This window comes from Afipia clevelandensis ATCC 49720, from assembly GCF_000336555.1.
Lineage (GTDB): Bacteria > Pseudomonadota > Alphaproteobacteria > Rhizobiales > Xanthobacteraceae > Afipia > Afipia clevelandensis.
Genome location: NZ_KB375281.1, coordinates 1,534,713 through 1,549,135, shown reverse-complemented (window position 1 = coordinate 1,549,135; position 14,423 = coordinate 1,534,713). Strand labels below are relative to the sequence as shown.

Annotated in this window: 8 protein-coding genes; 7 read left to right on the top strand and 1 reads right to left on the bottom strand. The window is 61.6% G+C overall.

All coding sequences use genetic code 11. The features are described 5' to 3' along the window. Positions 1-101 precede the first annotated feature (101 nt). From rpoC to HMPREF9696_RS07190, 4 genes are all read left to right on the top strand, one after another. Positions 102-4,301 (top strand): DNA-directed RNA polymerase subunit beta', encoded by a 4,200-nt coding sequence (rpoC, locus tag HMPREF9696_RS07205; protein ID WP_002712313.1) that lies wholly within the window; start codon positions 102-104, stop codon positions 4,299-4,301. Between the two features lie 193 nt (positions 4,302-4,494). Then, on the top strand, positions 4,495-5,619 hold the full coding sequence (locus tag HMPREF9696_RS07200) for a helix-turn-helix transcriptional regulator (RefSeq protein WP_002712312.1): 1,125 nt from the start codon (positions 4,495-4,497) through the stop codon (positions 5,617-5,619). Between the two features lie 554 nt (positions 5,620-6,173). Further along, positions 6,174-8,228: an FAD-dependent oxidoreductase gene (locus HMPREF9696_RS07195; protein ID WP_002712311.1), complete on the top strand. Its 2,055-nt coding sequence runs from the start codon at positions 6,174-6,176 to the stop codon at positions 8,226-8,228. A gap of 73 nt (positions 8,229-8,301) precedes the next feature. Next, positions 8,302-10,269, top strand: coding sequence for an ABC transporter ATP-binding protein (locus tag HMPREF9696_RS07190; RefSeq protein ID WP_002712310.1), 1,968 nt, complete (start codon positions 8,302-8,304; stop codon positions 10,267-10,269). Between the two features lie 3 nt (positions 10,270-10,272). Here the strand turns inward: HMPREF9696_RS07190 and HMPREF9696_RS07185 are convergent, their stop codons facing one another. Beyond that, positions 10,273-11,439 carry an FAD-dependent oxidoreductase gene (locus HMPREF9696_RS07185; RefSeq protein WP_002712309.1) on the bottom strand — a complete coding sequence of 389 codons (1,167 nt, stop codon included), beginning with the start codon at positions 11,437-11,439 and terminating at the stop codon, positions 10,273-10,275. A 263-nt stretch (positions 11,440-11,702) separates the two neighbouring features. On the opposite strand from HMPREF9696_RS07185, the gene HMPREF9696_RS07180 reads away from it, so the two are divergent. The 3 genes from HMPREF9696_RS07180 to rpsG all read left to right on the top strand — a co-directional run bounded on the left by HMPREF9696_RS07180 (position 11,703) and on the right by rpsG (position 14,412). After that, positions 11,703-12,833: a GNAT family N-acetyltransferase gene (locus HMPREF9696_RS07180; protein ID WP_002712308.1), complete on the top strand. Its 1,131-nt coding sequence runs from the start codon at positions 11,703-11,705 to the stop codon at positions 12,831-12,833. Between the two features lie 721 nt (positions 12,834-13,554). Beyond that, positions 13,555-13,926, top strand: coding sequence for a 30S ribosomal protein S12 (gene rpsL, locus HMPREF9696_RS07175; RefSeq protein ID WP_002712306.1), 372 nt, complete (start codon positions 13,555-13,557; stop codon positions 13,924-13,926). Between the two features lie 15 nt (positions 13,927-13,941). Beyond that, the gene (rpsG, locus tag HMPREF9696_RS07170; protein WP_002712305.1) at positions 13,942-14,412 is read left to right on the top strand and encodes a 30S ribosomal protein S7; all 471 of its coding nucleotides are present in this window, start codon (positions 13,942-13,944) and stop codon (positions 14,410-14,412) included. The last annotated feature ends 11 nt before the right edge of the window (positions 14,413-14,423 follow it).

The window sequence follows — 14,423 nt, the reverse complement described above, 5'->3', positions numbered from 1 at the left end:
CTCTCGCAGCCGGGCATCCGTGTCTTGCTGAACGTCGGCGGGATGCGGTCAGAAAGTTTCGAATTTGCTGCTGGTGACGACCGGCACGCGAGGAGAAGACGATGAACCAAGAAATTATGAATCTCTTCAATCCGACGACTCCGGCTCAGGTCTTCGACCAGATCCGGATTTCGATCGCGAGCCCAGAGAAGATTCTGTCGTGGTCCTACGGCGAGATCAAGAAGCCGGAGACCATCAACTACCGCACGTTCAAGCCGGAGCGTGACGGCCTGTTCTGCGCGCGCATCTTCGGGCCGATCAAGGACTACGAGTGTCTTTGCGGCAAGTACAAGCGCATGAAGTACAAGGGCATCATCTGCGAAAAATGCTCGGTCGAAGTCACGCTGTCGCGCGTCCGTCGCGAGCGCATGGGCCACATCGAGCTCGCGGCTCCCGTTGCGCACATCTGGTTCCTGAAGTCGCTGCCGTCGCGCATCGGCCTTCTGCTCGACATGACGCTGAAGGATCTCGAGCGGATTCTCTATTTTGAATACTACGTCGTTCTCGAGCCGGGTCTGACCGCGCTCAAGGACCGTCAGTTGCTGTCGGAAGAAGAGTATCTGCGCGCGCAGGACGAGTACGGCCAGGACAGCTTCACCGCCATGATCGGCGCGGAAGCGATCCGCGAACTGCTGAAGGGTCTCGAGCTTGAGAAGCTCGAAGGCCAGCTTCGTGCTGAAATGGCGGAAACCGAATCCGACATCAAGCACAAGAAGCTCGCCAAGCGCCTCAAGATCGTCGAAGCCTTCCGCGTGTCCGGCAACAAGCCGGAGTGGATGATCATGACCGTGGTGCCGGTGATTCCGCCGGACCTGCGTCCGCTGGTGCCGCTCGACGGCGGCCGCTTCGCGACCTCCGATCTCAACGACCTGTATCGCCGCGTCATCAACCGCAACAACCGCCTCAAGCGGCTGATGGAGTTGCGCGCGCCGGATATCATCATCCGCAACGAAAAGCGTATGCTGCAGGAAGCTGTGGACGCGCTGTTCGACAACGGCCGCCGCGGCCGCGTCATCACGGGCGCCAACAAGCGACCGCTGAAGTCGCTCGCCGACATGCTCAAGGGCAAGCAGGGCCGCTTCCGTCAGAACCTGCTCGGCAAGCGCGTCGACTACTCGGGCCGTTCGGTCATCGTGGTCGGTCCGGAACTGCGCCTGCATCAGTGCGGCCTGCCGAAGAAGATGGCGCTCGAACTGTTCAAGCCGTTCATCTACTCGCGGCTCGACGCCAAGGGCCTGTCCACCACCGTGAAGCAGGCGAAGAAGCTCGTTGAAAAAGAGCGTCCCGAGGTCTGGGATATTCTCGACGAGGTTATTCGCGAGCATCCGGTGCTGCTGAACCGCGCGCCGACGCTGCATCGTCTCGGCATTCAGGCATTCGAGCCTGTGCTGATCGAAGGCAAGGCGATCCAGCTTCATCCGCTGGTTTGCGCCGCGTTCAACGCCGACTTCGACGGCGACCAGATGGCCGTGCACGTTCCGCTGTCGCTCGAGGCGCAGCTCGAAGCGCGCGTCCTGATGATGTCGACCAACAACATCCTGCATCCGGCGAACGGTCAGCCGATCATCGTGCCGTCGCAGGACATCGTGCTCGGCCTGTATTACCTCTCGATCATGCGTGAGGGCCTGCAGGGCGAGGGCAAGGTCTACCGCGACATGGCGGAGATCGAGCACGCGCTGTTCTCGAAGGTCATCCACCTGCACACCAAGATCAAGTACCGGTGGACGGGCGTCGACGAGGACGGCAAGGCAATCTCGAAGATCTACGACACCACCGCCGGCCGCGTCATGCTGGGTCAGGTGCTGCCGAAGCACGGCAAGGTGCCGTTCGATACCATCAACAAGCTGATGACCAAGCGCGAAATCTCGGGCGTGATCGATCAGGTGTACCGTCACTGCGGCCAGAAGGAGACTGTGATCTTCTGCGACCGCATCATGGCGCTCGGCTTCTACAACGCCTTCAAGGCGGGCATTTCGTTCGGCAAGGACGACATGGTCGTGCCGGGCGGCAAGTGGAAGATCGTCGACGACACCAAGACGATGGCGAAGGATTTCGAGCAGCAGTACAACGACGGCCTGATCACTCAGGGCGAGAAGTACAACAAGGTGGTCGACGCCTGGGCGAAAGCCTCGGAGAAGATCGCCGAGCAGATGATGAAGGAAATTTCGTCCGTCAAGAAGAACGCGAAGGGCGAAGATTCCCAGATCAACTCGATCTACATGATGGCTCACTCGGGCGCGCGCGGTTCGCCGGCCCAGATGCGTCAGCTCGCCGGTATGCGCGGCCTGATGGCCAAGCCGGACGGCTCGATCATCGAAACGCCGATCGTGTCGAACTTCAAGGAAGGCCTCACGGTTATGGAGTACTTCAACTCCACCCACGGCGCCCGCAAGGGCCTCGCGGATACGGCGTTGAAGACTGCGAACTCGGGCTATCTCACCCGCCGTCTGGTGGACGTGGCGCAGGACTGCATCATTACGCAGGACGATTGCGGCACCAAGCTGGGCATCAAGATGCGCGCCATCATCGACGCAGGCACGGTCGTTGCCTCGCTCGGTTCGCGCATCCTTGGCCGCACGGCGTGCGATGATATCCGCGATCCGGCCACCAACAAGGTGATCATCAAGCGCAATACCCTGATGGAGGAGTCGGATGTCGACGCCATCCAGCAGGCCGGCATCCAGGAAGTGAAGATCCGCTCGGCGCTGACCTGCGAACTGGTCAACGGCATCTGCGGCAAGTGCTACGGGCGCGATCTCGCCCGCGGCACGCCCGTCAATCACGGCGAGGCTGTCGGCGTCATCGCCGCGCAGTCGATCGGCGAGCCGGGCACGCAGCTCACCATGCGCACGTTCCACATCGGCGGTGCGGCGCAGATCAACGAGCAGTCGTTCATCGAGTCGAACTTCGACGGCAAGATCGTCATCAAGAACCGGGCGATCGCAACCAACAGCGAAGGCTTCAATGTTGCAATGGTCCGCAACATGGTCGTCGCGGTGGTTGATGCCGACGGCACCGAGCGTGCGACGCATCGCATTCAGTACGGCGCGCGCATGCGCGTCGACGAGGGCGATCAGATCAAGCGCGGCCAGCGCATCGCGGAGTGGGATCCGTATTCACGCCCCATTCTCACCGAAGTGGAAGGCACGATCGGTTTCGAGGATCTGGTGGAAGGCCAGTCGATCTCGGAAACGCTCGACGAATCCACCGGTATCGCCAAGCGCGTGGTCATCGACTGGCGCACGACCGGCCGCGGCGCCGATCTGCGTCCGGCGATCGTCATCAAGGGCAAGGACGGCAAGGTGCTGAAGCTGGCGCGTGGCGGCGACGCCCGTTACATGCTCTCGGTCGACGCCATTCTGTCGGTGGACGTCAACGCCAAGGTCAAGGCCGGCGACATTCTCGCCCGTGTCTCGACCGAAAGCGCCAAGACCCGCGACATCACCGGCGGTCTGCCGCGCGTTGCGGAACTGTTCGAGGCTCGCAAGCCGAAGGATGCCGCGATCATCGCCGAAATCGGCGGTACGATCCGCTTCGGCCGCGACTACAAGAACAAGCGCCGCATTTCGATCGAGCCGCTCGACAAGAATGAGGAGACCCGCGAGTACCTCATTCCGAAGGGCAAGCACATCCATCTGCAGGACGGCGACATCGTCGAAAAGGGCGATTTCATCGTCGAAGGCAATCCGGCGCCGCACGACATCCTGGCGATCAAGGGCATCGAGGAACTCGCTGCCTATCTGGTCAACGAAATCCAGGAAGTTTACCGGTTGCAGGGCGTGCTCATCAACGACAAGCACATCGAAGTGATTGTCCGTCAGATGCTGCAGAAGATCGAAGTCACCGATCAGGGTGAGACCGACATGATCTCGGGCGAGCAGGTCGACAAGATCGAGTTCGACGCGCTCAACGCCAAGGCGAAGGACGAGGGCAAGAAGCCCGCGACCGGAAACCCTGTGCTGCTCGGCATCACCAAGGCCTCGCTGCAGACCCGCTCGTTCTTCTCGGCGGCGTCGTTCCAGGAGACCACGCGCGTGCTCACCGAAGCGGCCGTTAACGGCAAGGTGGACCCGCTCGAAGGCCTCAAGGAAAACGTCATTGTCGGCCGCCTGATCCCGGCCGGCACCGGCGCCTCGATGGCGAAGATCCGCGAAGTCGCGACCAAGCGCGACAAGATGATCCTCGACGAGCGCGAGAAGCAGGCGGCGATCACGCCGGCTGCTCCGGAAGCCGAGCCGCTGGCCCTGCCGCCGGCGGAGTGAGATCGCGCCTTTCTGGCGTGTCAGCCATGATTGAAAAGGCCGCCTCACGGGGCGGCCTTTTTGTTAGGCTTGGCGGATTATTCGATGCCTTTGCGTGTTCAGGACTAAGTGATTTCCCTCGGCTTCTGCCCGAGGAACAAGATGTTATTCTACTGGTTCTTGACCGTAGGTCTTACGATATTGCGGGGACCGTTTGAGCAAGCATGACCGCCTTATTGCGGCAATCGAGGCCATCTATGCCGCTGCGGCCGACCCGTCGCGCTGGCCGTCGACCCTCGAATTCATCGCGAACTGCTTCGATGATGTCGGGGCGATCCTTATCTATGGACGCGACGACGGCAGCTTCGGCGTCATCGCGTCGCCGTCCCTGCGGCAGGTCAGCGCCGATTACGCCCAAGGCTGGAGCGATCGCGATTTGCGGGCGATCCGGGCCCGTGAACGCGGCTATTTCTTCAAGCGCGACGTGATCACCGACCGCGACCTGATGACGGATGAGGATATGGAAACCCATCCGTTCTATGTGGACTTTTTGCGCCGGCACGGGTTGCGGTATTTCGCGGCGGCGACGGTTTCGCCGGACCCGCATATCGAGGTGGCCGTCAGTGTGCAGCGGGCGATGGGCCGTCCGGAATACTCTGACGAGGAACTTGAATTTCTGGAGCGGCTAGCGCCGCATATCGAGACGTCGTTACGCCTGAGCATTCACTTGATGGATGCCAAAGCGATGAATTCCGGCATGGGCACGGCGATGGCGCGCATCGGAATCGGCGTCTTCGCGCTGGATGCGATGGGGCGGGTGGTGGCGTCCAATGCCGCGTCGCAGGCGCTGCTCGGAGACGGACTGAACGTCGTGAACGACCGGCTTGTGCTGACAAATCCAGCGGCGAGCGAGGAGGCGGTCAACGCCATCCGCAATGCGCTCGATGGCAACCGCATTCTGGTCGCACAGGAAACCAGGCCCATTCTGGTTCATCGCCAGAGCGCGAACCGGCCGCTGGCGCTGTATGTCCTGCCGATTCCCGCACAGAACTCCGCAAGCGGCTTTCTGGCGCGCGCCCGCGCCATCGTTCTGTTGATGAATCCGACCGCCGATGGCATTCCCGATCCGTCGCTGATCCGCGATGTCCTGGGCGTGACGCTTGGCGAGGCCCGAATTGCCGCGCTGGTCGGGTCCGGCCTGTCGCCGAAGGACGCCGCAGAGAGGCTCGGAATTGCGGAGGAAACCGCCCGCTCGGTGCTGAAGCGGGTGTTCTCCAAGGTCGGCGTGTCGCGCCAGAGCGAACTGGCCGCGATGATGGCGAGGCTGGTGATCAAGTAAGGCTCGTCATCAAGTAACGGGGATGCGGCGAGAGATTTGTTGCCGAATAAACCCAGTTCGGTGGACGAATTGACCTGGTTAGCTGTGATCTGGGCAACTTTGACCCATTTGGGGGATGTGCCGAATGACCGGTTTTCTAGTCTGTGGCCATTCTGTGACCATCCAAGACGTCCAGTGATTTCGGGGCAGGGCATTCAAACGGAACGATAGTTTTCAGCCATAGGACATGATCGCCTCGCGGTGATGATTTTGGTGTCCGTGGCTCAGGATAATCAGCGCCATCTCGCGGGCCGGCTTTGCCGGCCCGTTTTTCTTTCGCGCGGTGGGTTTCGCTGCGCGAAATAACCCGGTCTTGCGGCGGCGCGATCATGCGCCCGGTGACGCCTCGGGGGCGCCCGGAACTGCCTCAAATCGCATCTTCTTTCCGCCCTACCGGTCTTTTTAGCTCCGGATCGTGGTTTGTTCATCTTCCCTTCAGATGGAAAACGCATTTGTTTAGGGTGAGTTAGACCGGCGGTATTCGAGAAAAACGCCGGCGAGGGGCGAAGGACAACATGCTCGATCTGGCGATAGTCGGCGGCGGCCCAGGCGGGCTTATGAGTGCGTGGTACCTCAAGAAGAAACTTGGGGCGCTCTGCCGCATCACGATCTATGAGGCGTCCGACCGGCTCGGCGGCAAGATCCTGACCAAGACGTTCGACACCGCGCCGGCCATGTACGAGGCGGGCGTCGCCGAGATTTACGATTACTCCATGACCGGCCCGGACCCGCTGCGGGAACTGATCCAGCATTTCGGCCTGCAGACCATCCCGATGGACGCCGAGCAGGTGCAGCTTGACGGCGAATTGCTGAATGATGTCCCCGGCATGCGCCGCAAGTACGGGCCGGAGACCGCCAGAGCCATCGAGGATTTTCGCAAGCTATGCGCCAAAATGGTGTCGCCGACCGAATATTATGAAGGCATCGGCGCGCACGACAACGAACATCCATGGGCCTATATCAGCGCCGAGGAACTGCTGGACCGCGAAGTCTTGGACCCGGTCGCCAAGCGCTTCCTCAAGGTGATGGCGCGCTCCGACATCGCCACCGAGCCGCACAACACCAACGGCCTCAATGCGCTGAAGAACTTCGTGATGGATGTGGACGGCTATATCGGCCTCTACTCGATCCAGAATGGCAACGAGCAGTTGATCCACAGCCTCAGGAGCGAGATCGACGCCGACATCCAGTTGAATCATCGCGTGCTGAAAGTCGGCAAGGCGAATTCCGGCCGCTACGCCATAAACATGATGAACGGGAAGGGGCCGATCACCAAGGAGCACGATCTCGTGGTGATGTGCCTGCCGCATTCGTGGCTCACCACCATGAACTGGGACGGCGAATTGCTGCGCCATTCCATGATCAAGCACATCGCTTACTTCGATCGTCCCGCGCATTACCTGCGCGTCTCGATCCTGTTCGATGAGCCGTTCTGGGGCGACAAGGTTCCGGGCGCATGGTGGATGTCCGAGGCGTTCGGCGGCTGCTGCGTGTATGTCGAGGGTGCGCGTCACGATGTAGGCCGCCATGGCGTGCTGAACTGGCTGATCCCCGGATCCGACGCGCTGGCCTTCGCCAATCTCAGCGACAAGGAACTGATCGACGCGGCGATCAAGTCGCTGCCGAAATCGTTCGGTGATGCGCGGGCGCACTTCCTCGAGGGCAAGACTCATCGCTGGCTGTCATCGGTGAACTGCATACCGGGCGGGCTGCCCGCGCGCGATGTGATGACCAATCATCACCCCGAGCCGACCGACCATCCTGGCTTCGTCGTTGTCGGCGACTACCTGTTCGACTCCACGCTGAACGGCCTGCTGGACTCGTCGGATGCCGCCACCGACATCATCCTCACCCAGATGATCAAGCTGCGCTATGAGCGCGGCGAGAGCGGCAATGTTCCTTCCGACAAGATCGACCGTGCCTATTTCGACAACTACCGCAACACCGGGCCTTACGCCGAGGTGTGGGACAAGTTCACCGATCCGGACTATTTGATGAACCTCATCAAGATCGTCTGGAACCGGGCCAAGGGCTACAAGCTGCTGGTCGCGGGCTCGGCGAGCGGCGAACTGGTCGGGGCACTGCGCGAGCGCGGCATCGACGCCTGGGGCGTCGAGAACAACCGCTATATTCACGGCAAGACGCCGAAGGCGCTGCGCAAGTACAACAAGCTCGGCTCGCTGACCAAGCTGCCGTTCAAGGCCGAGGAGTTCGATTTCGTTTTCGAGACCAGCCTCTGCCATGTCCCGGAAAAGCAGGTGAAGCGCGCGGTGCGCGAACTCAACCGCGTGGTGAAGACCGGCTTTGTGTTCGGATCGGTCACCAGCGACATGATGCCGGGCCTGATCGACCGTTACGACCTGCTGCGCGGGGTCAAGAAACTGGGCACCTGGTGGGAATGGTCCGAACTGTTCTTCAGCAACGGCTTCGACCTGTCCATGCATCGGCGCGACACCACCGACGCCGTCTGGGACGCGACGCTGAAGGCCAACAAGGGGCCGGGCGACTGGTACGCGGACGCGGACAGCCTGCGCTACTCGTTCTTTGACAAGATTGCCGACGACGACTAATCGCTAACAATGGCGGCCATCCGGCCGCTGTCACAGGTGATTGCGGCCGTCCGGCCGTGCAGCGGCGGTTGAGATGGCAAGCAAGCCACCCGGTTCGGATACCGACAAGCCAGCATCGGGCAAGCCGCTCGAGGACGAGGCTGCGCGCCTCGCCGCGCAGGCCGAGATTCCGCTGCCGTCGCCCGATCCCGAAGACATCGACGACGATGATGACGACGATGACGAGGATCTTGTCGTTTATACCGCGAGCGAGGCGGCGGGCGCGTTTGCGACCCTCTGGCGGTTCACCTGGCCGCACCTGAGCAACTACAAGACGTGGCTGAGTTTCGTCGCCATCGGCCTTTTCATCGAGACGTTGTTCAACGTCATCATGCCGCTCAGCCTGAAATACCTGATCGACGACGCGCTCGGCGAGGAGGATTTCCAGGCGCTTTACACCATCCTGACGGTGCTCGCGGTCGCCGGCATCATCACCTCCATTGTCGCGGTCTGGTACGAGCGCTGGGATGCGCGGCTGGCTGCATCGGTGATCTCCGATGTCCGCGCCCGGATGTTCCAGCATGTCCAGAGCCTGCCGGCGGCGTTTTTCGGGCGCACCAAGCGCGGCGAAATCCTGTCGCGCTTTTCCGTCGACATGGCCGGCTACGAATCCTCGGTCAAGCATTTGGCCAACAGCGCGGCGCTGCCGTTCCTCGAACTGATCGCGGGCATCGGCCTGATGATCTGGCTGAACTGGCAGCTCGCCGCCGTGGCGCTGCTGATTTTCCCGATCACCCTGATCGGTCCGCGTATCCTCACGCCGAAAGCGGTGCAGGCGAACTACGAGCAGAAGGTCAACGAATCCGCGATCCTCGGCGTGGTGCAGGAGAACGTCGCCGCGCAGATGGTGGTGAAGGCGTTCGGCCTGCAGCGCAAGGCGTTCGGCTGGTTCACTTTCCGCAACAACGCTGCGCGCCGCTCGATGGCGGACGCGACATTCCTGTCCACCATGGTCGAGCGTACCGTCACCGTGTCGGTGCTGCTGCTGCACCTCGTCGTGCTGGCGATCGGCGCGTATCTCGCGACCATCGGCAAGATTTCCATCGGCACGTTCGTCACCTTCGAAAGCGCGTTCTGGGAAATCTCCTACAACATCGCCCATCTGATGCACTTCATTCCGGTGGCGATCCAGGCCGCGGCCGCCGTGCGTCACATGGAAGAACTGCTGGATGAGCCGCCGCGCGGCGCCGACCGTCCCGGCGCGCCGGACCTGCCGCGCATCACCGACAACATCTCGTTCGACCGCGTGGTCTTCAAATACGAGGGCAGCGAGAATCCGGTTCTCGATGGCCTGTCGCTGAAGCTCGGGGCGGGGAAGAACATCGCCGTGGTCGGGCCGAGCGGCTCGGGCAAGAGCACGCTGCTCAATCTCATCCTACGACTGTATGAGCCGAACGAGGGCAGGGTCAGCATTGACGGTGTCGATATCCGAAAAGTGACGCGGGATTCGCTGCGCGGCAGCATGGCGGTGGTGTTTCAGGAAAACATGCTGTTCAACATGTCGATCCGCGAAAACATCCGGCTGGGCAAGGACGGTGCGACCGACAAGGAAGTCGAGGAGGCGGCGAAGAAGGCCGAGATTCACCGCTACATCATGACTCTGCCGCAGAAATACGACACCGTGGTCGGTGAGCGCGGCGATACGCTCTCCGGCGGCCAGCGCCAGCGCATCGCGATTGCGCGCGCCATTGTGCGCAATCCGTCAGTCCTGCTGCTCGATGAGGCGACGTCGGCGCTCGACCAGACCACGGAAGCGGCGATCAACCGCACGTTGCTCAAGGTCGCCAAGGGCCGCACCATGATCTTCTCGACCCATCGCCTGACATCGGTGGTGGACATGGACGAAATCATTGTCGTGAGTAACGGCAAGGCCGTGGAGCGCGGCCCGCATGCCGAATTGCTCAAGGCCAACGGCATGTACCGCAAGCTCTGGGACGACCAGCTTCATCAGTCGCACCATCCGGCAGAGGATGATGACGACGACGATGATGATGAGGACTGATTCCTAAGGCTGCGCCGTCCGCCGGACCGAGAGCGTTTCGCGCAGATGGCGCGTTGCGCCGAGCGCCGCACGGTGCAGGAAGCGAATCCAGCGCCGCACATGCCATGACAGCCCGGTGTCGATGGAGATCGAACGCAGGTCATAGGCCTGACGCTGTGACGATGCGTCGTTCGCGCACTTTTCCGGATCGTCGTAGAATTGCGAAATCTTGTCCGCGCCCATGCCGCCGCTGGCAAGCCACGCCGGGATATAGGCGTTACACAGCCGCTGCACGTCCATGAACACCTTGCCGGTGCCTGTCCCTGCCGCCGGGCATGAGGTGCAGAAGGCGTCGCCGACCAGGACGATGCCGGCCTGCCGGTGCCCCTTGGTGACGTAAAGGTCCGCCGGGCGAATCTTGATCATGCCATCGACCTTGAACTCGCCGGAGAGGGCGCGAAGGTTGGGCATCAACTCGTGAATGGCCTGTTCCGGCGCCTGGCGCATGCGCCGCAGCCAGGGATCGTCCATGCCGCGATAGACCATCAGGTTGGCGCGCATGGCGGAGCCGATCGGGAACAGCGTCAGGTAGGACATCTGCGCCGTCGCGCTTTCTGTGAAATAGGTCAGCGCCGGAAACTCGAATGTGTCGCGGCCCACGGGCACGACATTGAAGCCGACGGTGATGGAATGGCACGGGCTGATGACTTCGCGCTCGATGCCGAGGGTGTGGCGCAGGCCGATGTTCAGCCCGTTCGCCAGCACGATCAGCCGCGCGGAAATGGTTTCGCCGTTCGAGAGCGTCAGCGTCTGCAAATCCGGACTGGTTGCAACGCCGGTCACCTTGTCTTCGATGAACTCGACAGTTTCCGGGATCTGGCGGCGGACGGTATTCACGAGATCGTCGTAGATGATGCCATGCTGGTCGCTGGGCTTCTTGTCGAGCAGGCGTCCGAGCCGCGCGGTCCAGGCGTTGCCATCGAGGGTGGTCGCCGCCAGCACCGGCTCGGCAATGCCGGTCTTGCGCAACAGGTCGAGCTGATAGCCGCCGAGCTTTTCGCAGCGGAAATCGGGCGGATAGATTTTGTGCGGGTCGATCAGGATCGCGGAAATGCCGGCGCGGCCGAGCATGGCTGCGGCTGTCGATCCCGCAAGTCCGCCGCCGATGATGGCAATGTCCGTGTGCCGCATGTTGCGCCTCTTTTCAGCTACTTAGCATTAGGGCTGCAAACTCGACTAAACCTTGAAGCAAACGTGGTGAACGGCTGCTTAGGTTAATGCTGCGAAAACACGTCTATTAACGATTTAAATGATTGCGACTTGCCTGCGGCGCGCCGCCGCATCATGAATGGAACCGGGGGTAGGTCAGTAGAGTTTTGGATCGCAGTCATGCGCCCTCAATTTGCCTCCGCGAGAATGCGGTTTCCCGACGCTTCGACGCAGGTTTTGCCGCTATGATTTCAGTAACAGTCGCAAAGCCGGGTCAGGACCTCACGGCGGCGTGGAATGATCTCATTCGCCGCGCGCCGGGCAACGCCTTCATGAATCCGACCGCGCTCAAGGCGGCGCTCGACACCATGTTCGCGATGGTGACCGTGCTGCTCGCGTGGGAGGAGGGCGTGGAGTCTGCGCGGCTGGTCGGGCTGTGGGCCCTGCAGCATCGCAACGTCATTTCGTTCTGGCCGCCGATGCTCGAGGCGCGGCCTTACAACTATGCCTTCCTTTCCACGCCGGTGGTCGATCCCGCTTTTGCAATGGAGGTCATGCCGGCGTTCTTTGCTGCGATCAGCAAGAACCCCAAACTCCCGCATGTGGTCAGTCTCAAGGAGATGGATGCGGACTCGCAGGCCTATGCCGCGATCCAGAAGACCATTGCGGACCAGGATCTTGCGCATCTTGTTCTCACGCAGAGCCAGAGGCCGGCGGTGACCCGGGAGAAGGGGGTCAAGGCGTCGGGCTCCACCCGGAAGAAGCTGCGGCAGGACTGGAACCGGCTGTCGGCGCTCGGCAAGCTCGAAATGGTCAACGCGCGCAACGCGGAGGCCACCCGGGTGGCCTTTGAGGAGTTTCTCGTTCTCGAAAAGCGAAGCTGGAAGGGCGAAAAGGGCACCGCGATCCTCTGCAGCGAACGCGACACCGAGTTCACCCGGCGGCTGATCGGAGACCTCGCCGCTGAAGGCAATGCCTCGGTGGCCGTGTTGCGGCTCGACGGCCGGACCATCGCCGCCCAGGTGCTGCTCTATTGCGGGACCACGGCCTTCACCTGGAAGATCGCCTTTGACGGCGAATTCGCCAAATACTCGCCCGGCGTGCTGGTGGTCGACAAAATGACCGAACAGCTCTTCGCCGCCACCGATGTGCAGGCCATCGATTCGTGCTCGGCGCAGGACAGTTTCATGGCCCAGATCTGGACGGGCCGGAAAGCCATGGTCGACATGGTGGTGGACGTCAGGCCCAAGCGCTCCCTGGTCTTCGGCATCGAGGCGGCCCGCCAGTATGGCTATGAACGCCTGCGGGATGTCCGGGACTGGCTCCGTGCGATGTCCGTCCTGTCCAGCAAGCGGCGGCTGGCGCCAACGCCGTGAATCCGTTGGATTCGTAGATTCTTCCAAGTCGTTGATTTGTTTGCATATTCCTGAGACTAGCGGCAGATGAAGCCGCGCCGAAGGCCGTTGTCTGCCGCCGTCAGGTGCGGGGCGAGGGTTTTCGGGACCGGCATGAACCCGCCGCAACGGGGCCAGAATCGGCCGGATTTCATGCCGAAAAGATTCGCGCCGGATGTCATGATAAGAGCCTGTCCGGTTTCATCCCGTGTGCAAGAAGTGGCTCTGCCGCTTGCTCTTTTCGCATGTTGATTAGTCTTGACTTGGGTGTGCATGGCTTATAAAACCCGGCCACTTCACGACAGGCGGTGAGCTTCCCTGCGTCGGAACGGATCACCTTTTCAGCCCCGCGACCTTGTCCGGGAATGGATCGGCACCAACCTCGACGGATGTCGCTCAAACGCTGTCGGCACTAGCCAGGCAATGCCAGGACAACATTGATCTCTCGGGCGACCGCGTATGCGCGCGCCTTTAGAGTTCAGTCTCGGATGCATGATCGCGGTTTCGGTTGCGATCCTCTGTGGCGGTCAAGCGCTTTCCATTCAGCGATGGATGGGTGGCGCGATTTCGTTTTGCGCGTGGGTCTTGAACCCGTGCCGATGGGATGACCGGGTTGTTGTCGACGTGAAGCGAGTGGGGCGATTGCTCCGAACGAATTTGCGAAGCCGGCAAGGTTTCGCGCGAACAAGGGTGAAGGCGAACGATGCCGACGATCAACCAGCTGATCGCGAATCCACGCGAAGCGCAGAAGTCGCGCAAGAAGGTGCCAGCGCTGCAGCAGTCGCCGCAGAAGCGTGGCGTTTGCACGCGCGTCTATACGACGACTCCGAAGAAGCCGAACTCCGCGCTTCGTAAGGTCGCCAAGGTGCGTCTGACCAACGGCTTCGAGGTCATCGGCTACATTCCGGGTGAAGGCCACAATCTTCAGGAGCACTCGGTGGTCATGATTCGCGGCGGCCGCGTCAAGGATTTGCCGGGCGTGCGCTACCACATCCTCCGCGGCGTCCTCGATACGCAGGGCGTCAAGAACCGCAAGCAGCGCCGGTCCAAGTACGGCGCGAAGCGTCCGAAGTAAGCAGGAGCGGAATCAATGTCTCGTCGCCACTCTGCCGAAAAGCGCGAAGTGAACCCGGATCCGAAGTTCGGGAACATCATCGTCACCAAGTTCATGAATTCGATCATGTACGACGGCAAGAAGTCCGCCGCCGAAAACATCGTTTACGGTGCTTTCGACCTGATCGAGCAGAAGACCAAGCAGGGCCCGCTCACCGTGTTCGAGCAGGCGCTGGAAAACGTCATGCCGACCATCGAAGTGCGCTCGCGCCGCGTCGGTGGTGCGACCTATCAGGTGCCGGTCGAAGTGCGTTCGACCCGCCGTCAGGCGCTCGGCATTCGCTGGCTCATCACGGCTGCCCGCGGCCGCAACGAGAAGACGATGACCGAACGGCTCTCCGCCGAGCTGCTCGATGCATCGAACAATCGTGGCAACGCAGTCAAGAAGCGTGAAGACGTGCACAAGATGGCGGAAGCCAACCGTGCCTTCTCGCACTATCGCTGGTAACGGCGAAACGA

Coding starts and splice junctions, on each gene's coding strand:
- rpoC (WP_002712313.1), top strand. CDS start 102: ATGAACCAAGAAATTATGAATCTCTTCAATCCGACGACTCCGGCTCAG.
- HMPREF9696_RS07195 (WP_002712311.1), top strand. CDS start 6,174: ATGCTCGATCTGGCGATAGTCGGCGGCGGCCCAGGCGGGCTTATGAGT.
- HMPREF9696_RS07190 (WP_002712310.1), top strand. CDS start 8,302: ATGGCAAGCAAGCCACCCGGTTCGGATACCGACAAGCCAGCATCGGGC.
- HMPREF9696_RS07185 (WP_002712309.1), bottom strand. CDS start 11,439: ATGCGGCACACGGACATTGCCATCATCGGCGGCGGACTTGCGGGATCG.
- HMPREF9696_RS07180 (WP_002712308.1), top strand. CDS start 11,703: ATGATTTCAGTAACAGTCGCAAAGCCGGGTCAGGACCTCACGGCGGCG.
- rpsL (WP_002712306.1), top strand. CDS start 13,555: ATGCCGACGATCAACCAGCTGATCGCGAATCCACGCGAAGCGCAGAAG.
- rpsG (WP_002712305.1), top strand. CDS start 13,942: ATGTCTCGTCGCCACTCTGCCGAAAAGCGCGAAGTGAACCCGGATCCG.